The 23,561-nt window shown below is 49.0% G+C and carries 27 protein-coding genes and 2 pseudogenes; 16 read left to right on the forward strand and 13 right to left on the reverse strand.

The features are described 5' to 3' along the window. Positions 1 to 39: 39 nt before the first annotated feature. The 4 genes from RS889_RS11940 to RS889_RS11955 form a co-directional block, all read right to left on the reverse strand. Positions 40 to 585 carry a replication protein P gene (locus RS889_RS11940; protein WP_084297634.1) on the reverse strand — a complete coding sequence of 182 codons (546 nt, stop codon included), beginning with the start codon at positions 583 to 585 and terminating at the stop codon, positions 40 to 42. Continuing rightward, the gene (locus RS889_RS11945; RefSeq protein WP_315707424.1) at positions 494 to 1,471 is read right to left on the reverse strand and encodes a DnaT-like ssDNA-binding domain-containing protein; all 978 of its coding nucleotides are present in this window, start codon (positions 1,469 to 1,471) and stop codon (positions 494 to 496) included. The genes RS889_RS11940 and RS889_RS11945 overlap by 92 nt, the downstream gene beginning before the upstream one ends. Positions 1,472 to 1,544: 73 nt before the next feature. Next, positions 1,545 to 2,105, reverse strand: coding sequence for a toxin YdaT family protein (locus tag RS889_RS11950; RefSeq protein WP_315707425.1), 561 nt, complete (start codon positions 2,103 to 2,105; stop codon positions 1,545 to 1,547). A gap of 2 nt (positions 2,106 to 2,107) precedes the next feature. Then, positions 2,108 to 2,338: a helix-turn-helix transcriptional regulator gene (locus tag RS889_RS11955; RefSeq protein WP_315707426.1), complete on the reverse strand. Its 231-nt coding sequence runs from the start codon at positions 2,336 to 2,338 to the stop codon at positions 2,108 to 2,110. 108 nt (positions 2,339 to 2,446) lie between these two features. Here RS889_RS11955 and RS889_RS11960 point away from each other — a divergent pair, with 108 nt between their 5' ends. From RS889_RS11960 to RS889_RS12015, 12 genes and pseudogenes are all read left to right on the forward strand, one after another. Beyond that, positions 2,447 to 2,830 carry a helix-turn-helix domain-containing protein gene (locus RS889_RS11960; RefSeq protein ID WP_315707427.1) on the forward strand — a complete coding sequence of 128 codons (384 nt, stop codon included), beginning with the start codon at positions 2,447 to 2,449 and terminating at the stop codon, positions 2,828 to 2,830. Between the two features lie 505 nt (positions 2,831 to 3,335). Continuing rightward, positions 3,336 to 3,527, forward strand: coding sequence for a DUF1482 family protein (locus tag RS889_RS11965; RefSeq protein WP_315707428.1), 192 nt, complete (start codon positions 3,336 to 3,338; stop codon positions 3,525 to 3,527). Between the two features lie 473 nt (positions 3,528 to 4,000). Beyond that, complete coding sequence (locus tag RS889_RS11970; RefSeq protein WP_315707429.1) at positions 4,001 to 5,644, forward strand: RecE family exodeoxyribonuclease; 1,644 nt, start codon at positions 4,001 to 4,003, stop codon at positions 5,642 to 5,644. Between the two features lie 320 nt (positions 5,645 to 5,964). Continuing rightward, a complete protein-coding gene (exoX, locus tag RS889_RS11975) occupies positions 5,965 to 6,627 on the forward strand; it encodes an exodeoxyribonuclease X (RefSeq protein ID WP_315707430.1) in 663 nt (220 codons plus the stop codon). Further along, complete coding sequence (locus tag RS889_RS11980; RefSeq protein WP_021017449.1) at positions 6,627 to 7,295, forward strand: DEAD/DEAH box helicase family protein; 669 nt, start codon at positions 6,627 to 6,629, stop codon at positions 7,293 to 7,295. The genes exoX and RS889_RS11980 overlap by 1 nt, the downstream gene beginning before the upstream one ends. Positions 7,296 to 7,312: 17 nt before the next feature. Then, positions 7,313 to 8,017: a hypothetical protein gene (locus RS889_RS11985; protein ID WP_315707431.1), complete on the forward strand. Its 705-nt coding sequence runs from the start codon at positions 7,313 to 7,315 to the stop codon at positions 8,015 to 8,017. Between the two features lie 60 nt (positions 8,018 to 8,077). Next, a complete protein-coding gene (locus tag RS889_RS11990) occupies positions 8,078 to 8,296 on the forward strand; it encodes a TraR/DksA family transcriptional regulator (protein WP_315711032.1) in 219 nt (72 codons plus the stop codon). Positions 8,297 to 8,393: 97 nt separating this feature from the next. Further along, the gene (gene xisR / locus RS889_RS11995) at positions 8,394 to 8,648 is read left to right on the forward strand and encodes an excisionase family protein (protein ID WP_315707432.1); all 255 of its coding nucleotides are present in this window, start codon (positions 8,394 to 8,396) and stop codon (positions 8,646 to 8,648) included. A 33-nt stretch (positions 8,649 to 8,681) separates the two neighbouring features. Next, positions 8,682 to 9,572 (forward strand): annotated as a pseudogene (locus tag RS889_RS12000) (Arm DNA-binding domain-containing protein); the annotation flags it as partial. Between the two features lie 102 nt (positions 9,573 to 9,674). Then, positions 9,675 to 10,847 carry an IS21 family transposase gene (gene istA / locus RS889_RS12005; RefSeq protein WP_315707433.1) on the forward strand — a complete coding sequence of 391 codons (1,173 nt, stop codon included), beginning with the start codon at positions 9,675 to 9,677 and terminating at the stop codon, positions 10,845 to 10,847. Further along, positions 10,847 to 11,644, forward strand: a complete 798-nt coding sequence (istB, locus tag RS889_RS12010) for an IS21-like element helper ATPase IstB (RefSeq protein WP_315707434.1) — start codon at positions 10,847 to 10,849, stop codon at positions 11,642 to 11,644. Before istA ends, istB begins: the two co-directional genes overlap by 1 nt. Positions 11,645 to 11,718: 74 nt before the next feature. Beyond that, positions 11,719 to 12,099, forward strand: a pseudogene (locus RS889_RS12015) (tyrosine-type recombinase/integrase); the annotation flags it as partial. A gap of 26 nt (positions 12,100 to 12,125) precedes the next feature. Here RS889_RS12015 and RS889_RS12020 read toward each other — a convergent pair. From RS889_RS12020 to RS889_RS12030, 3 genes are all read right to left on the reverse strand, one after another. After that, complete coding sequence (locus RS889_RS12020) at positions 12,126 to 12,572, reverse strand: YcgN family cysteine cluster protein (protein WP_315707435.1); 447 nt, start codon at positions 12,570 to 12,572, stop codon at positions 12,126 to 12,128. 100 nt (positions 12,573 to 12,672) lie between these two features. Then, positions 12,673 to 13,329 (reverse strand): fumarylacetoacetate hydrolase family protein, encoded by a 657-nt coding sequence (locus RS889_RS12025; RefSeq protein WP_315707436.1) that lies wholly within the window; start codon positions 13,327 to 13,329, stop codon positions 12,673 to 12,675. Positions 13,330 to 13,693: 364 nt separating this feature from the next. After that, positions 13,694 to 13,972 carry a YcgL domain-containing protein gene (locus RS889_RS12030; RefSeq protein WP_021015854.1) on the reverse strand — a complete coding sequence of 93 codons (279 nt, stop codon included), beginning with the start codon at positions 13,970 to 13,972 and terminating at the stop codon, positions 13,694 to 13,696. A gap of 136 nt (positions 13,973 to 14,108) precedes the next feature. Between RS889_RS12030 and minC the strand changes: the two genes are divergently transcribed. From minC to minE, 3 genes are read left to right on the forward strand one after another with little or no spacing between them, the layout of a single operon-like run. After that, positions 14,109 to 14,789, forward strand: a complete 681-nt coding sequence (minC, locus tag RS889_RS12035; protein WP_315707437.1) for a septum site-determining protein MinC — start codon at positions 14,109 to 14,111, stop codon at positions 14,787 to 14,789. A gap of 21 nt (positions 14,790 to 14,810) precedes the next feature. Then, positions 14,811 to 15,623: a septum site-determining protein MinD gene (gene minD, locus RS889_RS12040; RefSeq protein WP_021015852.1), complete on the forward strand. Its 813-nt coding sequence runs from the start codon at positions 14,811 to 14,813 to the stop codon at positions 15,621 to 15,623. Positions 15,624 to 15,626: 3 nt separating this feature from the next. After that, the gene (gene minE / locus RS889_RS12045; RefSeq protein ID WP_021015851.1) at positions 15,627 to 15,896 is read left to right on the forward strand and encodes a cell division topological specificity factor MinE; all 270 of its coding nucleotides are present in this window, start codon (positions 15,627 to 15,629) and stop codon (positions 15,894 to 15,896) included. Between the two features lie 205 nt (positions 15,897 to 16,101). On the opposite strand, the gene rnd is transcribed toward minE, so the two are convergent. The 5 genes from rnd to yoaA all read right to left on the reverse strand — a co-directional run bounded on the left by rnd (position 16,102) and on the right by yoaA (position 22,693). After that, on the reverse strand, positions 16,102 to 17,223 hold the full coding sequence (rnd, locus tag RS889_RS12050; RefSeq protein ID WP_315707438.1) for a ribonuclease D: 1,122 nt from the start codon (positions 17,221 to 17,223) through the stop codon (positions 16,102 to 16,104). Between the two features lie 232 nt (positions 17,224 to 17,455). Beyond that, positions 17,456 to 19,126 (reverse strand): long-chain-fatty-acid--CoA ligase FadD, encoded by a 1,671-nt coding sequence (gene fadD / locus RS889_RS12055; RefSeq protein WP_315711034.1) that lies wholly within the window; start codon positions 19,124 to 19,126, stop codon positions 17,456 to 17,458. 206 nt (positions 19,127 to 19,332) lie between these two features. Continuing rightward, positions 19,333 to 19,914, reverse strand: coding sequence for a Slp family lipoprotein (locus RS889_RS12060; RefSeq protein WP_315707439.1), 582 nt, complete (start codon positions 19,912 to 19,914; stop codon positions 19,333 to 19,335). A 98-nt stretch (positions 19,915 to 20,012) separates the two neighbouring features. Further along, positions 20,013 to 20,711 carry a tRNA (adenosine(37)-N6)-threonylcarbamoyltransferase complex dimerization subunit type 1 TsaB gene (tsaB, locus tag RS889_RS12065; RefSeq protein ID WP_315707440.1) on the reverse strand — a complete coding sequence of 233 codons (699 nt, stop codon included), beginning with the start codon at positions 20,709 to 20,711 and terminating at the stop codon, positions 20,013 to 20,015. Positions 20,712 to 20,779: 68 nt separating this feature from the next. After that, positions 20,780 to 22,693 (reverse strand): DNA repair helicase YoaA, encoded by a 1,914-nt coding sequence (gene yoaA / locus RS889_RS12070; RefSeq protein ID WP_315707441.1) that lies wholly within the window; start codon positions 22,691 to 22,693, stop codon positions 20,780 to 20,782. 165 nt (positions 22,694 to 22,858) lie between these two features. Between yoaA and RS889_RS12075 the strand changes: the two genes are divergently transcribed. Then, the gene (locus tag RS889_RS12075; RefSeq protein ID WP_315711036.1) at positions 22,859 to 23,203 is read left to right on the forward strand and encodes a RidA family protein; all 345 of its coding nucleotides are present in this window, start codon (positions 22,859 to 22,861) and stop codon (positions 23,201 to 23,203) included. Between the two features lie 18 nt (positions 23,204 to 23,221). On the opposite strand, the gene RS889_RS12080 is transcribed toward RS889_RS12075, so the two are convergent. Beyond that, the gene (locus RS889_RS12080) at positions 23,222 to 23,419 is read right to left on the reverse strand and encodes a YoaH family protein (RefSeq protein ID WP_021015844.1); all 198 of its coding nucleotides are present in this window, start codon (positions 23,417 to 23,419) and stop codon (positions 23,222 to 23,224) included. Between the last annotated feature and the right edge of the window lie 142 nt (positions 23,420 to 23,561).

Raw genomic sequence — 23,561 nt, forward strand, 5'->3', positions numbered from 1 at the left:
TCGATTTGTTTATCATTCGCCCATAATTCGGGCCGATTATTAATCAAAATATCCAGCGGCTTTTTTCCGCAGATACTCCGCGTGCAGCAATTGCGCCGGTGTTGGCCCACTCGGGTGCTGGGGTGCTGCCAGTTGGCGACGAATCGGCGGGATACTCATGCCATTACTCACGTTTTTTACCCACTTCGTCAGCAGCCGTTCTGCTAGCCGCTCCAGTTCTCCAGTCGTCATGCGTTTCTCAACACCAGCACGCCGCATTTCGATGCAGATGTGATACAACACCGGGTGGTGCCAAGGGAATTTGTCACTGCTGGAATAGCGATATGACTCGTTTCTCCAGCGCTTGTATTCAGCCATTACGTCATCGGTATTCAGGCCAAACGGGTTGGCGCCGCACTCTGCGGTCAGCGCCATAAATTCGGCCAGGTCTGGTGGCCACGTGTTTCCAGCGGCACAACGCGAAACGCAGCCATTACACACTCGAGTTATCTGGTCACTGGTCATGCTCCCAATCTGAGTAATCCACAGCTCGTTCGGCCGATTGCCATTCTTCGTGATCCAACGGTTCGAATAGATCTTTCCCATCGTTTCCCACATTGCCCATGCCATTTCCTGCGCGTTCACGTTCCCAACGTTCACGTTCTGCCCTGATTTGCTGTACTGCTGTTGATTCGCCACTGTTGTTGGCCTGATTTGTTCCTGCATTTGAACCTCCGATTGATTTTCTCATTGACTCCTGACGGCGCTCGTACAGCACGCTGTCAGCAAATTTCTGTTCCCACTGGACGTGATTGAATACTTTCCCATCCGCTTTCCAGAACGCAGTAAACCTTTCCAAATCTGTAGTGGTGTACCCCGGATCCGGCCCGTCAAGAATTCGGTTCCAAAGCGCAACCCGTTTTCGGAAGTCCGGAGAAGGTTGCCAGCCCGAGTACATCGTGAATTTTCCAATCGGGATGTCTATGTCATCCAGGTAGTCCGGCAGTGTCGGTTCAGGTGGTGTTTGAGTTTCTGATTGAACCTCTCCGCTTAAATTTTCATCGCCCCCTATAGAGAGAGGTTTATCTTTTAGATCTTCTCTTCTCTTCTCTTCTCTAGTCCGCTTTTTGTCTGCATTGGGTGCGGACGATTTGCGGATGTTTCTTTTCCTGTCTGCCTCCTGCGCCCGACGTTTTGCCGATTGCCCGTTATGCTCAGAAAATCTTGGCATACATAGGCTTACATCAACGTAATCTAGCCAGCCAACGGCAATCATTGCATCAGCGAAACCGGGAAAACCGATCATGTCGTCGAGTGTCTTTGGTGAGTACCCGTCTAGCATTCCGTCAACTGAATGCGCGTCAAACAGACACCATGCGGCATGTAATGCGCCGATTACGCGCAATCTGTCCGCATTGAGTGCGGACGCAATGCGGACGACTTTCGGATGCGTATGCAAATCAGCGCGCATCTTTATCCAGTCTCCGGCCATCAATTAACTCCTGGTCATTAGTTACTAATGTCTCTCATTCAAAAGACGGTGTTGGTTATTGGTCAAAACTCGATTAAAAACATTGCCCCAGCATTGTGGCCACGCTGCTGAGAACCGGTCCCCAGCTATCCGGCGGCATTAAGCGCATCAGCGCTTCAACGCCTTCCCTAACTTCTTTTTCAAGAACATGAACCTTGGCACCGAGTATTTTTGCCTGTTGAGCTTCAGAACACTCCTTGATTGCAGCAGCCACTAGCTCCGCCTCCGTTCTCCCCTTCTTCAAGCCATACCGTCGGGCAATTTCAATCGGCATTACGTCGGCAATCACCGGAGTTAATTGCGCGATATATCCGGCGTATCGTGCCGAGTTGAACGGGTTGTCCAGCCAGCGAAAAATGTTCTGCCTGTTGTTGCGGGCAGAATCACCCAGTTGCAAGCCACGTCCACCATGACGACGCCATTCATCAACAACCAACTGCGCGATAGTGTCCTGCGCCCTGCCCGGCAATGTTTTCTGCCACGCTTCCACGGCTTCACGAACGACTGCATGAGCGGCGACAGAACGACGAGACTGATTCTGTGATTTCAAAAATCCTGATTTTGCATAGTTATCATCCTGAGAAGAGATGTGCATGGTTAGGCTTCCTGTTCCTTGAAAGCTTGATTTGTTGGTGGAAAAACGCTGTCTAACGAGCACTCAGCGCCAAGTCTGTTGAGTGTTTCAACGATAACGCGGCATTCCCTTAGCCCAGGTTTTCGTAACCCAGTCTCATAATTAGAGAGCCGGGATTGCCTCCAGCCAAAAGCATTAGCCATCTGTTTTTGAGTTAAGCCGAGCGCTATGCGCTCCTTTGCAATATTGTTCATTTTTACCTCGCTTATATGCTTCACCAAGATATTAAACACGAGTCGTGTTGATTTATCAACACCAAATGTATTTTGAACGATAACACGGTACGTGATAGAAATAGATACATGAATATCAATGAAAAAATCGCTGCCCGCTTAAAGGAAGCAAGAGAAAGGAAAGGGATATCTCAAAAGGTTCTGGCTGACTGGTGCGGCTGGGCGCAGTCGCGCATCGGTAACTATGAGACAGGCTCTCGTAGCATAGGTGCAGATGACGCAATGGTTCTCGCGTCAGTTCTGGACATCACTCCGTCTGAATTGATGTTTGGTGATAATGGCGATCCAAGTCAATGGATGGGTGATAGAGAGCAAAAGATGCTTGAGCTTTTCCGGCAACTTCCCGAAGCTGAACAAAACCGAATGATCGACCTCTTCCAGCTTCGATTGAAGGAACTGGATGAATACGTGGATAAGTACCTCAGGGGCAGATATAAGCCCGTTGATGAGTGATCTATGCTGTAGTAAAGCCATAGGTACTGTACTAGCAATACTGCGACTCGCCAAATTCAGCTTTTAATCTAACCTGCGTTTATACATCTCCTCATCCCGCCTAGGCGGGTTTTTTTGTACCTCGTCAAATCCCTCTCATTAAAAAAACACAACTCGTGTTGACAGTTAATATCTTTTTGTGTTTTATTATAAACACACAACGCAGTAACGCCACAACGCATAACCCACGGAGCAATACCCCGAGTTACTCAGTGATGCGAAGAGGCTAAGTAGCCAGCCCGAGGCGTATGAACATGACGGCAGTTGCTGAGAGGTAGCAAACGCGCAGCAGGTTAGAAACGTTCCGGCGACCCGCCGTTAAGGGCAATGAGGGACTGATGATTAACCACCAGCAGTTACGAGAAGCACAACGCATGGCCGCAGCCGCAGTATCAAGCCGCGACAAAAAAAAATGGGAAGAGGCTAAACGCCTTTTTCGGCAGGCAACAGGGAGGACTTTGCACTAATGGGAACATTATTCGCGCTCGTTATCAGCGTTTGCATGCTGAACGGCAACTGTGATGACGCAGTTCTGGGCGTTTATGAGTCCAAGCAGGAATGCGTTCAGGACATGTATGTTCAGCGCGTTCACGGTGAATGTTATCCAGTAGAAGGGATTGTCTCCACGGGCGATGGCCAGCGCCCCGCTACACGTTAATCGAGTTTTGACCAATTGCCATTTGTTGGCCTGTTTGCCAGCACTGGGGAAAACGCTACACGAACGGTGAGAGCCCGGGCCGGAGACGTAACCGGCAACTGAATTAGATTCGGAACGGGTCGCCCGACTTTAAGTCGGTGGTGTTCTGGAGAAGGCGAACGACAAGTAACCCTCCCTGTCACGGCAGTGAACGCGGTTTCGCACCATATCCCGCGTAAAGAATGCCCCGTGAGGCTCAAAGTGCCGTCCGCTCCACGTTACGGAGCACCAATTGCTGTGTGTAGTCTTTCGGCGGTGCGGGTTTATTACTTTACCAATCCGTCGCTTTTTAAAACGCAAAAAACCGCCGAAGCGGTTTAATGCGCCGATTCGCCGACCAAAGCAAATCGGAATCGAGTTTTGACCAATAACCACTCCCTAAGGGCGCAATCAATGGCTCAGGGGATTCTACAACCCGAAGGAGCGAAAACGCAATGACACCCTATGCGTATTTTATCGAGGCATACCAAAAATCAGGCAAAAAAAACCTGTTCATCACTCTTGACGCTAAAAACGATGCCCGTGCCGAGCGTGAAGTTCTCAATATTCTTGATGATAACGAGATCGCCGTTGGTCGCGGTACTGACTATAAAAATCCAGTCCGCACCCATTACCCCGTATTCGATGATCTGCCAGAAGATGGTGTTCTGGATGACACCTGGTGTGACAGAAACGTGTTGGAAGAAGACGGTCTGACATGGCAAAAAATCCCCAGCGCTGAACCCTCATCAATCAACATTCAGAACGACCATGCTGCTGTTACCAGTCAGCAGAAAAAAACAGTACCGGATGGGTTTATTGCTATTGAGGACGCCACATTTAACCAGCGCGTGCTGGCGGGATGGCTATTCGGCTCGTTCTCATCTGACGATCTGCTGGCACAAAGTCAGGTTCTTGAAATTAACATGTTACAACACGATATGGACGCTACTTACGCCCAGAACGTTCTGTTAGCACTGAACAACGCCAGAGAGCTATTGCAGCTACAGCACTGCTACATCGAAACGCTGTTTGACCTCATTGATTCTATAAAATCAATATGGCCGCTCAATGGAGCGTCGCCGAGCGTCGGCAGTATCGTCACGTTCGCAAAAGAATGGATTAACGCACACAACAATCAGTCCGAATCATCTAATGGTCCGTTACGTGAAGATATTACCGCGAAGTGGGTCGCAAAACAGGGCATAAAACGCACTAATGCAGGCACGAACGCAGGTGGTAACAATCAAACTGATCGCGGCAATGACATCACGCACTCTCTTGATTTTCTGAATAAAGAAATAGCGATGGCCACCCTGCCGATGGATTTTGATATCTATGAAATACCCGGCCCCATACTCCGCCGGGCCAAAGAGATTATCGCTAACAAAGAAGAGCCATTTAATACGTGGAGCCAAAAGTTACTCAACATGCCCGGTATTCTGGATTTTTCCCGTGCCGCGATTTTCGCGTTAATTCGCAATGCGATCCCAGACATCACCAAGATGCCCGCATCAATGCAGCCGTATATCAATTCCAGCCTCACAGAGTCAAACCACGCACACCCCTCACTGGAATTATTAACGCTAGCACGTCACCTGCCCGCCATCACTGAACCGGGCAACACCACCGAAACCAATAATGGCACCGATTCAACGTTGGAAAATACCAAACTAGGCAGCACTGACGCTCAGCCAGAAATGAAAAACCTTGGCGGCGGCATGTTCTCTATTGATGGATTGTCTCAGAAAGCCACCTCAAATGAGGGAGAAAAACCGGAAAATCATTCCGAGGAGGTTGGTGATGTGCAGATGGAAACGAATGTCGGTCAGTCAAGCGAAGCTGTTACTTCGTTACCACCAACAACGAACGAACATGGCACGGTTGAAGAAGCGGCCGCAAATCTGGCGAATGCGATGAAGCGCTGTACTGATGCTATCCCGTCAGTACAAAAAATCGAACCACGAAATATTGCAGAAAATATTCCTGCCAGGACTAATAGCGAACACGTCGAAAAACTCGAGGCCCGTATAGCTCGTCTTGAAGGGGTTCTGGCGTCATTTGCTGCTGCATTTACAACTGCGGAGGACACGCTGTGAAGAAATATTGCGACCATTGCCTGGTACAGCGTGAAAGTGACGAGCTAAGCACTTACCCGGTGAAACGCTATATGGGCATAACTCAGATGCACTTCTGCAAAGACAAGCCCTGTTATCAAGAGTACGTGAAAGCAAATTTTTCACGCCTCAATTTCCGGAGGCGGGCATGTTAACTCACCCACTAGAGCATCAGGTAGCGCTGCAGTGCATCGCGTTGATATGTCTAAACAGCGGCATTTCGCCCACAGACCTTGAATTTATCGCTCTCAAGCTCGCGGAGTATGACGCAGTTTGTGACGCCATTACGGATGGAGAAAATCATGTTACGAGTCATTGATACGGAAACCACCAGTTTTGAGGGTGGCATCGTCGAGATTGCCAGTGTCGACATTGTTGATGGCGTCATCTGTAATCCTATGAGCGATCTGGTTCGTCCACCCGAGGCTATCAGTTTTGAAGCGATGGCGATTCACCATATCACTGAGGATATGGTTGAAAGCGCACCACTAATTAGCGAGGTTGTTGGTCGCTATTTGGGGGCCGATGCTTACGTTGCCCACAACGCGGCGTTTGATAAAGCAAAACTGCCGCAAATTGATTCCCCATGGATTTGCACAATGAAGCTGGCACGGAAACTATTCCCGGATCATGCCAGCCACAGCAACCAGTACCTGCGTTACAGCCTAGGACTGAAGCCCGAATTACCGGAAGGTCTCTACGCCCACCGCGCACTATATGACTGTTATGTCACCGCTGAATTGCTCATCTATATGGGACGCATGGCGCAATGGACTATGAGGGAAATGCGGGAAATAACAAACAACCCGTCCCTGCTCCACGCCATGCGCTTCGGCAAGCACAAAGGGAAAACCTTTGCGGAACTGTCAAAAGTGGATCCCGGGTATCTGCGCTGGTTGATTTCCAGTGATATGGATGAAGACATCAAATACACGGCCAGACACTGGCTTAACGGGGGCATCTAATGGGAACGCCAGTGCTGATCCTCGGTGACTCTGGCGCAGGCAAGTCATACAGCTTGCGCAATTTCAATCCCGATGAAGTGATGCTGCTGCAATGCATTCCCAAAATGTTGCCATTCAAATCTGCAGGTTGGAAATTGCACGGTAAAGAATTGCCGGACGGAACTAAACAGCGCGGGAACGTTCTGCGCTCTGATAATTGGGAAATTGTACTGGATACAATTTATCGAATGGTCAAGTCACCTACACGCCGCGTGCTGATCATTGACGATTTCCAGGTTGTCATGCAGCACGAAAATATGAATCGGGCCTATCAGACCGGGTATGCAAAATTCACAGAAATGGCGGATCACGTCTGGCGGATCATTACTGCGGCCACGCTGTTACCTGACGATTTCCGCGTTTATTTCCTAGCTCACACAGAAGAGAGCGAAGGAAAAATCAGGATGAAAACCACCGGGAAAATGTTGAATGAAAAGCTGACGCCTGAAGGATATTTCTCAATCGTGCTGAGGGCTATCAAGAAAGACGGCAAGCACGTATTCCTGATTAAAGGCGATGACAATGATACGGCCAAGGCACCGCCAGATATGTTTCCAGATAAAACGGAAATGGATAACGACCTGAAAGCGGTCGATGTGGCAATCACCGAATTTATGACAGATTTATAAAGATTAAGGATCACACCATGAATCAACCAATGAGTTTTGTCTGGAATGCCGACGCTGCAGAAATGGCGAAAAAAGCTGGAACATCTGCCGGAATAAGTGAAACAGGTGCGTACGAGGGCGTCGTAACCTCTGCAATCTATACATTTGGCCGGGACGGAAGTCAGTCCCAGGCGCTGGAACTGTCTCTTGATTCGAATGGAGCCAAGGCTAACTACTTGCGCATTAATTTCATCGGCAAAGATGGGCAGCAAACGTTCGGAATGGGATTGGTCTCTGCTCTGATGTGGGTTGCTCAAGTGAAGCAAGCTCAACCTGTGCAAGTACCGACTGCCGAAGGCACAGAATGGCACTGCCCCGCATTGGAAGGGAAGAAAGTCGGTTTGTTTCTGCAGAAAGTCCTCTACACGAAACAGGATGGATCGGATGGATATAAATTTGAAGTGCGTCACGTGTTCCAGCCAGGAACGCGCCGGACGTATGCCGAACACGCGGAGAACGCGCCTGCAGAAGCAATAGTAAATCTTGAAAACTCAATGAAAGACAAAGACGAACGAAATCACGACCACCGGCAATCAACAGGTCAACGCGGCGGACAGCAAGGGAACCCTTACACATCAGGAAATCCCTATGATCGACAAAATGGCATTCCCCAATCCAAGCTCCAGCAGGCCGCAGCACAGCAACAATCAGAACCCCTTTACGACGACGATATTCCGTTTTGAGTGCCGGAAATTTTAATGGTCTGGGAGGTGGAAACCTCCCCATTAATAGAAGAGAAATTTATGGCAGATGATATCGATCGCGCTAGTGAAACTGAGGATTTACAACGTTCCGTGGCTATAAGCTCTCACCGCATAGATAGAACTGCTGTGTCAGCAACCGAATGCAAAGAATGCGGTGATGCCATTGAAGAGGCCCGGCGCCGGGCATACCCAGGCTGCACGCTGTGCCTCACCTGCAAAGAGGCCAGCGAGTCCCGCGCGAAGCATCGGAGGACATGATGTTCCGCCTTACCGATCAAACATACGCAGGCCGGTCAGATGGACTGTCTGATTTTGAATTATCAATGACCCCGGACGGGGCTAACTGAGGGAAATCATGGGTGAAGTAATGATGATGATCGTCTCCCCGGGAAAATGGGTTTCAGAAGAGCAGCTCATCGCTCTGAAAGGCATAAAAAAAGGAACCTTGAAGAAGGCTCGTGAGAAATCTTTTCTTGAAGGGAAAGAATACAAACACGTCTCGTTCGACGGGCAACCGTGGGATAACAGCCCCTGTTTTTACAATCTCGATGAAATTGATCGCTGGATCGAACGTCAGGCATCAGCGAAACCGCGTCGGCAATTTGCTTAAATACCCTTACCATCAACCAGGCGAGGAATCGTTATGAGTAAGTACCCTACAGGAGTAGAAAACCACGGTGGTACGCTGCGACTGTGGTTTATCTATCAGGGTGTGCGTGTAAGGGAAAGTTTGGGTGTTCCTGACACACCCAAAAACAGGAAAGTGGCAGGTGAATTACGTACATCCATCTGTTACGCCATAAAAATAGGGATGTTCAACTACGCGGTGCAGTTTCCGCAGTCACCTAATTTGCGTAAATTCGGTTTTGTTCAGCCAGAGGTCACACTGAAAGAATTGGCTGTACGGTGGTTGGAACTGAAACGCATGGAAATAACAAAGAATGCGCACACCAGATATGTTTCATATATCAAAATCTGTACAGAAATACTCGGGCCAGAGAAAACTGTCGGTAGATTTAACAATGAAGACATGCTACTTGTCCGAAAAGAACTGTTGACCGGTTATCAAATTTGCGGAAAGCATCAGAAAAACCGTTCGGCTAAAAAGGGGCGTACGGTAAGAACAGTAAACGTCTATATGAACTGTCTGGGCGGAATGTTTCGTTTTGCCGAACTCAATGGATATATAGAAAAATCACCATTTTCTGGCGTTGACCCTCTTCGCAAAAGCAAAGCCGAACCAGACCCATTAACGAAAGATGAATATGCTCGCCTACTTGACGCGTGTCCCTCTGAGCAAATCAGAAACCTATGGATCCTCGCGGTGAACACCGGTATGCGCCATGGTGAAATATGCGCACTGACATGGGAAGACATTGACCTAAAACACTGGACGATCACTATCAGCAGAAATATTGCTATCAAAGGACACTTCACGCCGCCAAAGACCGATGCGGGCAACCGGGTTATTAATCTGACTCAGTCAGCCATTCAGGCACTGAAAAACCAGATGGCATATACGCGCATGGGAAAACTGTTAGCGCCAGTGATATAAGACGGTAATTCACCATTAGTATTGTCCGCTCCACCCTACATGTTGTTTCCTTTAGGTTCTCACACCAGAAAGGACATCAACATGCTGAGCAGAGAGGACTTTTACATGATAAAGCAAATGCGCCAGCAGGGTGCGTACATTGTCGATATTGCGACTCAGGTGGGTTGCTCTGAACGAACTGTCAGACGCTACCTCAAATACCCTGAACCGCCAGCCAGAAAGACTCGCCACAAAATGGTTAAGCTGAAACCGTTTATGGACTACATTGACATGCGCCTGGCCGAGAATGTCTGGAATAGCGAGGTCATCCTCGCGGAAATTAAGGCAATGGGCTATACCGGCGGGCGTTCCATGCTGCGTTACTACATCCAGCCCAAACGTAAAATGCGCCCATCAAAAAGAACGGTTCGCTTCGAAACCCAGCCGGGATATCAGCTCCAGCACGACTGGGGCGAAGTCGAGCTGGAGGTTGCCGGGCTACGGTGTAAAGTTAACTTCGCGGTTAATACGCTGGGGTTCTCCCGACGCTTCCATGTCTTCGCCGCGCCAAAGCAGGATGCTGAACACACCTATGAGTCGCTGGTTCGCGCCTTCCGCTACTTCGATGGCAGTGTGAAAACTGTGCTGGTTGATAACCAGAAGGCAGCGGTGCTGAAAAATAACAACGGAAAAGTGGTGTTCAACTCCGGGTTCCTCTTGCTGGCCGATCACTATGACTTCCTGCCACGGGCCTGCCGCCCACGCAGGGCCAGAACCAAAGGAAAAGTAGAGCGGATGGTGAAGTATCTCAAGGAGAACTTCTTCGTCCGGTACCGCACGTTCGACAGCTTCGCTCATGTTAACCAGCAACTGGAGCAGTGGATGGCGGATGTTGCTGATAAACGGGAGCTTCGCCAGTTCAAAGAAACACCGGAACAGCGCTTCGCGCTGGAACAGGAGCATCTGCAGCCGTTGCCGGATACAGACTTCGATACCAGCTACTTCGACATCCGCCATGTGTCCTGGGACAGTTATATCGAGGTTGGCGGCAATCGTTACAGTGTTCCTGAAACCTTGTGTGGACAGCCGGTCTCAATACGGATCTCACTGGATGATGAGTTGCGGATCTACAGCAATGAGCAACAGGTGGCGTCACACCGACTCTGTTCAGCATCGTCTGGCTGGCAGACTGTGCCGGAACACCACGCCCCGCTCTGGCAGCAGGTCAGCATGGTAGAACATCGCCCACTGAGTGCTTATGAGGAGTTGCTGTGATGCATGAACTTGAAGCGCTGCTGAGTCGCCTGAAAATGGAGCACCTGAGCTATCACGTTGAAAGCCTGCTGGAGCAGGCGGCTAAAAAAGAGCTGAACTACCGGGAGTTCCTGTGCATGGCGCTGCAGCAGGAGTGGAACGGCAGACATCAGCGCGGCATGGAGTCCCGACTGAAGCAGGCGCGTCTGCCATGGGTCAAAACGCTGGAGCAGTTCGACTTCACCTTCCAGCCGGGCATCGATCGTAAGGTTGTCCGGGAGCTGGCCGGTCTGGCGTTCGTGGAGCGCTGCGAGAATGTAATCCTGCTGGGTCCTCCAGGTGTCGGGAAAACCCATCTGGCCGTTGCTCTCGGCGTGAAAGCGGCGGATGCAGGGCATCGGGTACTGTTCATGCCACTGGACAGACTGATCGCGACGCTGATGAAAGCGAAACTGGAAAACCGGCTGGAGCGCCAGTTACAGCAACTGAGTTATGTCCGGGTGCTGATCCTGGATGAAATAGGCTATCTGCCAATGACCAGAGAGGAAGCCGGCCTGTTCTTCCGGCTACTGAACCGTCGATATGAAAAAGCGAGCATCATCCTGACGTCAAATAAAGGCTTCGCAGACTGGGGAGAGATGTTTGGAGATAACGTGCTGGCTACGGCGATCCTGGATCGGCTGCTGCATCACTCAACCACGCTGAATATCAAAGGAGAAAGCTATAGGTTGAAGGAAAAACGTAAAGCTGGAGTGCTGACCAAAAACGCCACGCCAATCAGTGACGATGAAATGGCGGAAAGCGGACAGCATCAGTAAAGAAAGCATCTAGCGGGCATGAAAATGGCAAATAACGGTCAAAGATCGTGGCGTTGACAAAACAACACGATATAGAGGTGCATCTAAGGGAATTCGGGAAAACACGAATCGATTTATGCAGCTTCGTCTTTGTGCCTAAACTTACGGCGAGAAACGGGAAAGGGGGAGACTGGTATGCCCCAGGTTCATTCGGCGCGACATGGAATCAATTATTGAAACGTGCGGGTATTCGGCATCGAAAAGCATATGAATCCAGACATACTTTCGCGTGCTGGGCGCTCAGTGCTGGAGCAAACCCAAGTTTCATCGCAACACAAATGGGGCACACTTCGGCTCAGATGGTTTACAGCGTTTATGGAAAATGGATGACCGACAACAACGTGGATCAGATGAGTATTTTGAACGCGAGTTTTATCTCTGATGCCCCACCCATGCCCCACGCATATTCTGTGTGACCAATAATACCATATAAATCAGATAGTTAACTCGCCCAATCAGGCTTGTTGAGGATATGATCTTGCCAGTCCACCACGTCGTTTTCCCGTACGGCAATATAGCGTACCGATATTTGTGCCTGATGCATCGCCGCCTTTGAGCCAACAATCAGTGGATGCCAATGTGGCAAGCTTTTCCCTTCATGGACCAGACGATAAGCGCACGTTTCCGGTAGCCAATTGAACGTGACTAAATTCTCTCGCGTCAGTTTGATGCAATCCGGTTCATATTCAAAACGACGTGAATAATTGCGGCACTGACAATTTTTGATATTCAATTGATTACATGCCACATTGGTGAAATAAACCTCTTCGGTGTCCTCATCAATAAGCTTATGCAAGCAACAACGCCCACAACCGTCACAGAGAGCTTCCCACTCCTCATCAGACATTTCAGCCAGCGTTTTTTGTTCCCAAAAAGGTAATTGCTTCATTGAGGTATCCATGGTGACAAACGGGAAGCACTATATAACGGTTTTATTGATGCTAAACAAGAGCCCACCCCACCCGTTGTCACAGCAGGCAGCACCCTGCTCATATAACGCGGGTATTCAGGGTATTTTCGTTCAAGGTAATGGTCAGTATATCCCCGGATTGAAGTGGTCCCACGCCCTGAGGTGTTCCTGTCAGTATGATATCTCCGGCACGTAGTGTGAAAAAACGGCTCATGTAAGCGATCAACGGCAGGATCGGCGTGATCATGTCACGTGTATTCCCTTGCTGACGTATCTCGCCATTAATACTAAGCCCTAATTCAGTCTGCTGTGGATCACCAAATTCCGACACGGAAATAAAGCCAGAAATAGGACAAGAACCATCAAAACCTTTGGCCTTTTCCCACGGTTGCCCCGCCTTTTTGAAATTTGCCTGCAAATCACGCAAGGTCAAATCCAATGCCACCCCATAACCGGCAATTGCACGGGCCACAAGCTCTTCATTCGCCTGTTTTAGTGGTGTACCGATCAATACCGCCAGCTCCACTTCATGATGTACGGAACCCAAATGCTTGGGAATGGCCACAGGTTGACACATATCGCACAAAGCCGTTTCCGGCTTAATGAACAGTACTGGCTCAACGGGGGTCGCACTACCCATCTCCCAGATATGCTCCGAATAGTTGCTGCCCACACACACTACCTTGTTGACCGGGACATCCAACAACGCGCCCTGCCAGTCTCTATGCTGATACATGTTTCTTCTCCTGACCTGTTTATTAATGAACCATTGCGTCATTGACACCATCACCTTGATACCAATAGCAATTAAAGGCAACAACTCAAACCATGATAGTACAAAAACTGTCATATACTGAAAAGGGTCTGCGCTACATTCTGCGGGAGGAACCGGTCAGATATCTGAGCACAAAGCACGCCATATGATACAGAAAATGTGAAATAGCATCCTGCATCTTCAGCCTGACACCCCTGTATATAAATCAGTATAAAACAGATAAAAAGGACGATATTACTCTTTCCCCTGACTTATTCTGACTACAGACTTAATGAAATTAAGTCGCTAATTATGTCTACATCCTCAGGTATTATCCTAAAATAATTCAGGTATCACTTTTTACACTTACCTGATGAGCATTTAATAAATTTTCTGTCACTGGCGGTAACTGCAGATAAAATCCCTGCTCATTCAAACACTGCTTTACTTTTTCTATATCGGCTGAAGCCAGTTTTTTACTGCCATTCAGCGGTAATAACATTACCAAATGAGGTTCACCGAAACTTTTCATTAACGTTTCCGGCACACGGGAAAAATCGTCTTTTTTTTCGACATACAGATATGTTTGGTCGCGTTTAGCGCTTCGATAGATCACACAAAACATTTTTTTTACTCTAATTAATGGAAGCGGTGTCTTGCCTGTATATTCATGTAACTATAACATGCTTGCAGCGCTCTGGAATATCATGCCTCGAATGTTAGTTCGGGGATTTAAAGATGCTGAAACTGAGTCAGGATAGATGTCACAAACGCCAATTGAGCTAAAAGGCAGTAGCTTTACCTTATCGGTTGTTCATTTGTATGATCAACAACCCGAGGTGGTTTATCAGGCACTGCAAGAAAAGATCGAGCAGGCTCCCGCGTTTTTTAAAAATGCGCCGGTCGTAATTAATATTTCGATGCTGACTGCAGAAGCAAACTGGACAAAACTGCAGCAAGCCATTTCGTCCACCGGGTTACGTGTTGTCGGCGTCAGCGGGTGTAAAGATGCAAAGTTGAAAGCGGCGATTGAACAAGCCGGTTTGCCGCTGTTAAGCGAAGGGAAAGGCAAACATCGGGTGACGGAGCCTGTTGCACCAGCGACAATCAAAACCAAGGTGGTGAACACTCCGGTGCGTTCCGGTCAACAGATTTATGCTCGCAACTGCGATCTTATCATCACCAGCAGCGTTAGCGCAGGCGCCGAAGTGATCGCCGACGGTAACATACATATTTATGGCATGATGCGGGGCCGCGCCCTGGCAGGCGTATCTGGCGATGTTCAAAGCCAGATTTTTTGCACGCATCTGTCTGCTGAACTGGTATCCATCGCCGGTCGATACTGGCTCAGTGACCAGATACCGGAATCCTATTTAGGACAGGCTGCACGGTTAAATCTCAACCTGCTGGATAACGTTCTAAACATCAAACCTCTAGATTAAGCCCTTGACAAGGAATCATTTATGGCACGCATCATTGTTGTTACATCGGGTAAAGGGGGCGTTGGCAAGACCACTTCAAGTGCGGCCATTGCTACCGGTTTAGCCCAAAAAGGGAAGAAGACGGTTGTCATTGATTTTGACATCGGTCTTCGTAACCTTGACCTGATTATGGGATGTGAACGCCGGGTGGTTTACGATTTTGTGAATGTCATTCAAGGTGATGCCACTCTAAACCAGGCATTGATCAAGGATAAACGCACCGAGAATCTGTACATTCTGCCCGCTTCCCAGACCCGAGATAAAGAGGCGTTAACCCGCGATGGCGTGGAAAACGTACTTAACACTCTGGCCGAAATGGAGTTCGAGTTTATCATCTGCGACTCGCCAGCCGGTATTGAGACTGGCGCGCTGATGGCGCTTTATTTCGCTGATGAAGCCGTTATCACCACCAATCCGGAGGTTTCTTCAGTACGCGACTCCGATCGCATTCTGGGTATCCTCTCTTCCAAATCACGTCGTTCTGAACGCTCCGAAGAACCGATTAAAGAGCATCTGCTGCTGACCCGTTATAATCCAGGCCGCGTTAATCGTGGTGATATGCTCAGTATGGAAGACGTACTGGAAATTCTGCGCATTCCCGTGCTTGGTGTTATTCCGGAAGACCAGTCAGTGCTCCGGGCGTCAAACCAGGGTGAACCCATCATTCTGGATGGGGACTCCGATGCCGGGAAAGCGTATGCTGATACGGTGGATCGTTTGTTAGGAGAAGAACGGCCTTATCGCTTCATTGAGGAAGAGAAGAAAGGTTTCCTTAAACGACTTTTTGGGGGATAAATAATGGCCCTACTTGATTTTTTTCTGTCCCGAAAAAAAACGACAGCAAATATTGCCAAGGAACGGCTGCAAATTATTGTCGCGGAACGACGTCGGGGGGACAGTGAGCCCCATTATTTGCCGCAATTAAAGCGGGATATTTTAGAGGTCATCTGTAAATATGTACAGATAGATCCCGAAATGGTGACAGTTCAGCTAGAACAGAAAGGCGATGATATATCGGTGCTTGAACTGAATGTGACATTGCCTGAACCTGAAGAAACACCTAAATGATCCCTCCGTTCTAATTATCCCCTGCAGAAATTGCAGGGGATTCCATATTTATCTAGTGTTACTGCTTGTTCTTATTTTACCCTTCCTACGAACAATTTCATTACTATTAATAAGCCAGACTAATTATTCTCTCTGAATTACCATAACAGGACAGCAGCAGAGAATATTCATGGTGGGATAAAATATCACCTACGCTGACAAAAAATTAATAGTTCGCCAAAATTTCTCGCAATGCGTCACCCAATAATTCATTACGCCAACCAGCAAGCAGCTCGGGTTTGCTTTCCTGATGTGCTAATTTCCAGTGCCAATTCAACAGACGATTAATTTGGCGGCGGGAGGCCAGCAATTCAGCAGATAAACCACTATGCTCACTACAGCTTTGAATTAGCGACTTGATCTCTTTAAAGACTTTTTTATAACCAGGATATTCGATCAGATTGATTACTGGTGGTGGATAATCCGCCTCGGCCAAATTACGGCTCTCCTCCACCAGCATTAACAAGGTTTTACCATGATAGCGGATTTCCGGACCGCTTAATCCCAGTGAATCCATCTCACCCAATGAATTTGGCAGGAAACGGGCAACCTGCCAGAGATGCTCTTCTCTGACAATAAAATTAACCGCACTATCACGCTCTCGGGCTTTACGTAACCGCCAATCGGCCAATCGCTGCAAACAAGCCAGATGGCACCCTCGCAACTGCCAGGCATTATTGATATCTCGATACGCCAGCGCTGGATCGACAACCTCTTGACGACGCTGACAAAGCAGCTTGCATTCATCCAGTGCCGCCTCTAACCAGCCCGCTACTTTAGCTTCCTCCACCAGCCTCAAGGCCATCGGTAACAGATAAAACACATCGGCGGCGGCATAGTCACACTGTTTCTCACTTAGTGGACGAGCGATCCAATCCGTGCGTGACTCGCTTTTATCCAATGTAACCTGCATATACTCCTCTACCAGCGTTGCAAAACCACAAGAAAGCGGACGGCCAAGGAAAGCCGCCAGGATCTGGGTATCAATAAAAGGTGTGGGAGTCATACCGAACGCATTGAGAAACACTTCAAGATCTTCACTGCCTGCATGCAGAAATTTCACTACCTGCACATCCTGTAACAACGCCTTAAACGGCGTCCAATCGCTGATAGCCAACGGATCAATAAGCGAAAGCGCATCACCGTCATACAATTGAATCAATCCCAATTGCGGATAATAAGTGCGGGTGCGGACAAATTCAGTGTCCAGCGCCACATGAGTGACACGGCGCGCCTGCATACAAACCTGCTGTAACCCGGCATCGGTAGTGATTAACTGATAATTCAAAACATCGTTCTCTTGGTTGTGTCCAACAAATGGTTGTGACAATAAAAATAAAGCCGGTCAAACCGGCGTTCAGAATAGTGCGCCAGACTGCCCAATAATGGGCACAATACGAAGGAATGGGTATCACCCTTGGCTTAGAAACACTGGCTGTGACTGATGAGGCTATCATAACGTGTTCTGCTGATTCAGTCAGGCCTGTTCAATATACCTTTTTCGCAAGAGCAGGCATCATTCAGGCGGCTGATTGATCACTACGTAATTCCCGGCGCAGGATCTTACCGACCATAGACTTCGGTAATTCATCTCGAAACTCAAAAAGTCTGGGGACTTTGTAACCCGTAAGGTTTCGACGACAGTGCGTAATCAGTTCATCTTCCGTCAGAGAGGGATCCCGACGGACCACAAAAACTTTTACCGCCTCACCGGAAAACTCACTGGGCACACCAATAGCTGCAACTTCAGACACTTTGGGATGTTGACTGACCACTTCCTCAATTTCATTCGGATAGACATTAAAACCAGACACCAGAATCATGTCTTTCTTGCGATCGACAATTCGCAAAAAACCCTGTTCATCTGCGGTCACAATATCACCGGTGAGCAGCCAGCCCTCCTTCAATATATCCTCGGTTGCTGCAGGCTGTTGCCAATAACCCCGCATCACCTGTGGCCCACGTACCCATAACTCACCAGGTTCACCCGGTTCAACATCATTGCCATCTTCACCTACAATGCGAACATCGGTAGAGGATACCGGTAAACCGATACTGCCATTGTAATGTTTCAGATCATAAGGATTACCCGTTACCAGTGGTGAGCTTTCTGTCAGTCCATAGCCTTCCAGTATGTGATGTCCGGTCAGCTTTTCCCAACGCTCAGCCACCGTTTTCTGTACTGATGCCCCACCGCCCACCGACAGACGCAGTGTGGATAAATCCAGTTGTTGAAATTCACGGTTATTCAACAGCGCGTTGAATAGCGTATTGACACCCGTCATCGCGGTAATAGCGTATCGGCTGAACTCTTTCACCATTTCCGGGATGTCTCGAGGATTGGTAATCAGCAGATTCTGTCCACCCATTTCAACAAACAACAGGCAGTTCACTGTCAGGGCATAAATGTGATACATCGGCAATGCAGTGACAACCAGTTCATGTCCCTCTTGCAATAGCGGACTGTAGGCCGCCTTCGCCTGCATCAGATTAGCCTGCATATTGCGGTGCGTCAGCATCGCTCCTTTGGGTATACCGGTCGTACCACCGGTGTACTGCAAAAAAGCCAGATCATCGTTAGTAATATCCGGCTTCACATACTGTAGCCGGCGCCCCTGCTGCAAAGCGAGACGGAATGAGATGGCACCCGGTAGGTGATATTTCGGTACCAGTCGCTTGATATATTTCACCACAAAGTTAACCAGTGTCCCCTTGACCGTAGAAAGCTGATCTCCCATACGAGTCAAAATAACGTGCTTAACTTGCGTGTTATAAACCACTTTTTCCAGCGTATGCGCAAAATTGGAAACAATCACAATAGCACTGGCGCCACTGTCTTTAAGCTGATACTCCAACTCGCGAGGGGTATAGAGCGGGTTGATATTTACCACAACCATACCGGCACGCAAAACACCGAATAACGCCACCGGATATTGCAATAAATTAGGCATCATCAGTGCAATGCGATCACCTTTCTGCAGTTTCAGCTGGTTTTGCAAATAGGCGGCAAACGCTCGACTACGCTCTTCCAACTTACGGAAGGTCATCACCTCCCCCATATTAATAAACGCAGGTTGATCGGCATAGCGTGTCACCGCATTTTCAAACAACTCAATCAGGGATGAATAACGATCCGGATCAATTTCAACCGGCACATCGACCGGGTAACGGGCTAACCAGATTTTTTCCAAGGCGGCACTCCCGAGATTTTTTCTTAGTGGCATGCTCAGTCCCAGTCTTGAGTGGCTTTTAACATTATTTTAACGCGACTTGCTCACTGGAAAATAAACAATGTCCAGGTTGAGAGGCCGATCACTTATTTCAACATTTTACAATCAATGCAAAAAATAAGGCGACCAAAGTCGCCTCTACTACAACAAATAGCATTACGCCATTGTTATTCTGTCACTACTGACTCAATCTGGGCAGGTCCGTATTCCATACTATCGCCCCAACCAGGTCCCCAGCCATATGGATATCGCTGTCCCCACCACGGATCATAAGCACGTGGTGGCAGAACCACCTGTTGAACCACACGCCAACGCTTATAACCCTGAGCATCAATTACCACATAACGATAAGGCCTATGACCGATTGTGCCTTGTTCTGTCCCGGTAATAGGCCCGACAACTGTCACCAGTTGGTTTTTAAAATCCACCGGTTCGAGGAAACCTTTTACATAAGCAATAAAACGCCCATCGGAGAGTGCGCCCAGGCGCGGACGAGCGCCATCATCTAGCGGCATACTGCTGATTTCCAAGCGAGTTCTATCCGCCTCATTACGAATACCAACCACCCGTCCACCGAAACGTGACTCCTGACCGACGTACAACGAGGGAGCATTCATTACCCGAACCAAATCAGTCTGCGGTGTCGGAGAGGTTCCCCTAATCGCTTCCGGCACCGTCACACAGCCAGTTAACAATCCGCTGGTCACCAGCAGTACACCATATATTTTGAAACGTAGTGATGAATACATGATCTGAACACCACACAAAGAGTGATTGATTGCCATAGCACGCACTTTTTTCACAACCTGATAGTTAGACTATAAGGCATTCCTTAAGTTGCGGTTTACTACCGGCCCGGTAACTTCTTCCATGTGACTTCATTGCGTAAATAGCATGGCTGAGCCATCTCGACACTTACTGACAGCCCCGCCTGCCACTGCTGGATAGCCAGCGGCAACATATCTTCAGCATGTGGCAACAGCACGCCACTATCCTGTAATGAAATAACCGGATGACGCACTAAATCCGGATAAGTTTGCCAACCAGTACCTGCTGTGGCCCAGTTGCCTTCAAGTGTTGCCGTCTGCGTCTGTACCTGTTGCGGTGTCAACACCGCTTCCGTATCACCACCTAACCAGGCACCGTTAGCATCGTGGCGATACTCTGCCCAATACACTTCGCTCATTCTGGCATCGATAGCGGCCAGGACCTGGGTAGCACCGGTAAACCGGAATGCTCCCTGCGCCATTGTCGCCAGCGTGGAAATGCCAATCATCGGCAAATTTGCGCCCAAAGCCAACCCTTGCGCAATACCAATACCAATGCGAACGCCGGTAAAACTTCCCGGCCCTTGTCCGAAAGCCAGCACGTCCAGATCGCAGAGCGACAGACTGGATTCGGTCAGGATTTGCTGCACCATCGGCAATACGCGCTGGGTATGTTCGCGGGGACAGACTTCAAATAACGAATGGATTTCACCATCATTCCATAGTGCAACGGAACAGGCTTCTGTTGCGGTATCAAGCGCTAAAATTCGCGTAGACATGCCAACCTCAGGCAGGGAGAAAAAATCTTAACGGCGCGCATGATAGCACAGCGCCAAATGGATTGCCGTCACGGTTTCATCGTCAGGAAATCAATTGCCTGAGCGATATCCCGTGTGCGAGGCGCAGGTGGCAAGCTATTGAGAAAAACCTCGCCATAAGGACGCATCACCAAACGGCTGTCGCAGATAACCAGCACGCCTCGGTCATCAACATCGCGGATCAGGCGTCCCACACCTTGCTTCAGTGTGATCACTGCATCTGGCAGTTGTATTTCACCAAAAGGATCACCGCCATGCACACGACAATCTTCCATTCGTGCTTTCAGCAATGGGTCATCTGGTGAGGTAAAAGGGAGCTTATCGATAATCACACAGGATAGCGCATCCCCACGCACATCCACGCCTTCCCAGAAACTGCTGGTTGCCACCAGTAACGCATTGCCAGCGGAGATAAACTGAGACAACAACTGTGGTTTACTGGTTTCTCCCTGTAATAACACGGGTAGCGTCAATGATGCACGAAACTCAGCCGCCAGATCGCGCATCATCTGATGCGAGGTACACAACATAAAACAGCGCCCCTGATTCGCCTCAATTAACGGACACAATATGCGGGCGAGCTGTTTTGCCGCACCAGGGCGGTTAGTTTCCGGCAGGTAACGCGGGACACACAGTAATGTCTGACGCGTGTAATCAAAAGGGCTAGGCAATAACAACGTAGTGGCATTATCCAGACCAAGACGCGACGTAAAATGTGCAAGCTGATCATTCACTGACAGGGTGGCTGAGGTAAATATCCAACTGACGGGTTTTTCTTTCATCACATCACGGAAGCGATCCGCCACCGACAAGGGTGTCAGTGCCAATACAAAATGGCGGGCATTGCATTCATACCAGTAGCTATAACCTGATTGCTGAACATCCAACAGACGTTTCAGACGGCTACGAAACAGCGTTGCACGATCAAAAGCGGCATCCAGCAATGCCGAACGTCCCAGGGATAGTTTTGCCACGTCATAGCAAAGCTCAAGCGCATCATCAAGCAGTGTCAGTGAGCATTGAAGAGATGCGTCTGTGACAATGTCACGTAAGTTACCCCGAAAACCGGGATCACCCAGCGCCAGACGAAAATCCTGTGTACTTTGCATTAACCGATCAGCACTTTTCTGCAACTGTGCGGCATCACGGACTTCAGTGCGGTAAGCAATAATCATGTCTTTCGCCAGGTCCATCAGTTGGCGACTGGAAAGCTGCTGACCAAAATATTGGCTGGCGATATCCGGAATCTGATGTGCTTCATCAAAAATAACCACATCGCTATCTGGAATCAGTTCGGCGAAGCCACTCTCTTTTACCACCATATCAGCCAGATACAGATGATGATTTACCACGACAACATCCGCGTCCATCGCACGTCGACGTGCCTTGACGACGAAACAGTCTTTATAGTGAGGGCAATCGCTTCCCAGGCAATTGTCGTTGGTACTGGTGACCAACGGCCAGACCTGACTGTCTTCGGCTACTTCACCACAGTTACCGATGTCACCATCCAACGTTTCTGATGACCACCGCCGTAGCCATACCAGTTCTCTCAGGGTTTCCACCGGCAGATCCCCCCCCGCCAGTGATTGCTGTTCAAGCCGCTCGGTACACAGATAATTAGCGCGTCCCTTCAGCAATGCCAACGATCCCTGATAATTCAGAGCTTGTGCCACGGTAGGCAAATCGCGGCTATAAAGCTGATCTTGCAATGCTTTTGAACCGGTGGAGATAATGACTTTCTTACCGGCACGTAATGCCGGGGCCAAATAGGCATACGTCTTACCGGTGCCGGTTCCTGCTTCCACCACCAATGGTTGTTGTTGTGCGATGGCCTTTTCTACCGCCGCTGCCATTTGCCGCTGTGGCTCACGCGGTTTAAATCCGCTGATGGCCAGTGCCAACACACCATCGGTTGCAAAATCATCGCTTACTGATGCCACTCTGCCTCTCTTGATTTCTGATGTTCCAGAACGGATATTGGAGGCTGATTATGTCAAGCCTGTCCTCAGGGCACCACTTTAATCAACCGCTAAAGAATGCAGTGGTGAAAGAATATGGTAGTCTCATGCACTTTATCGTCATGACTGAATACGAGGTCACCAATGATGCCAATCACCCGCATCAATCCAGAACAACGCTGGTCGGATGCTGTCATTTACAATCACACGTTGTACTATACCAGCGTGCCGGAAAATCTGGATGAAGATGCACAGGCGCAGACTGAAAACGCGCTGACTGCACTGGATAGTGTTTTACAACAAGCAGGAACGGATAAAAGCCGTCTGTTGGATGTCACCATTTTTCTGGCTGATGCAGGGGACTTTGCGGCCATGAATGTCGCCTGGGATGCCTGGGTCGTTTCCGGCAGTGCCCCGGTTCGCTGCACCGTACAGGCAAAACTGATGAATCCGCGATTTAAGGTCGAAATCAAAGCTATTGCGGCGATCTGACTGACAGAGAATGCGGTGTTATTCCTGGTCCGCATTCTCATCATCTTCATCATCAAACATGGCGGAAACGTTCTCCCCCTGATGGCTCTGACGTAGCGCCGCAGCAACCAGAGCGATTGCTTCACCACTACTTAACCCTTCAGCCATAAGCGCGTGAATTTCCTCCACTGCCTGCTGTTGCTGTTCATGCGTCAACGCCGGGGTACCTGCGTACATTGTTATTCTCCTGAAACGGTTTTCATCATGATACGTTGTACGGCTGCGCCGTATGCCTACAATTTATGGTACGCTTACATGTCTGAAATTGGCCATTAATCTACATTAACCACATACTCCGGCCATCAGCATGATAAGAACC

The sequence above is a fragment of the Brenneria uluponensis genome, assembly GCF_032395385.1.
Lineage (GTDB): Bacteria > Pseudomonadota > Gammaproteobacteria > Enterobacterales > Enterobacteriaceae > Prodigiosinella > Prodigiosinella aquatilis.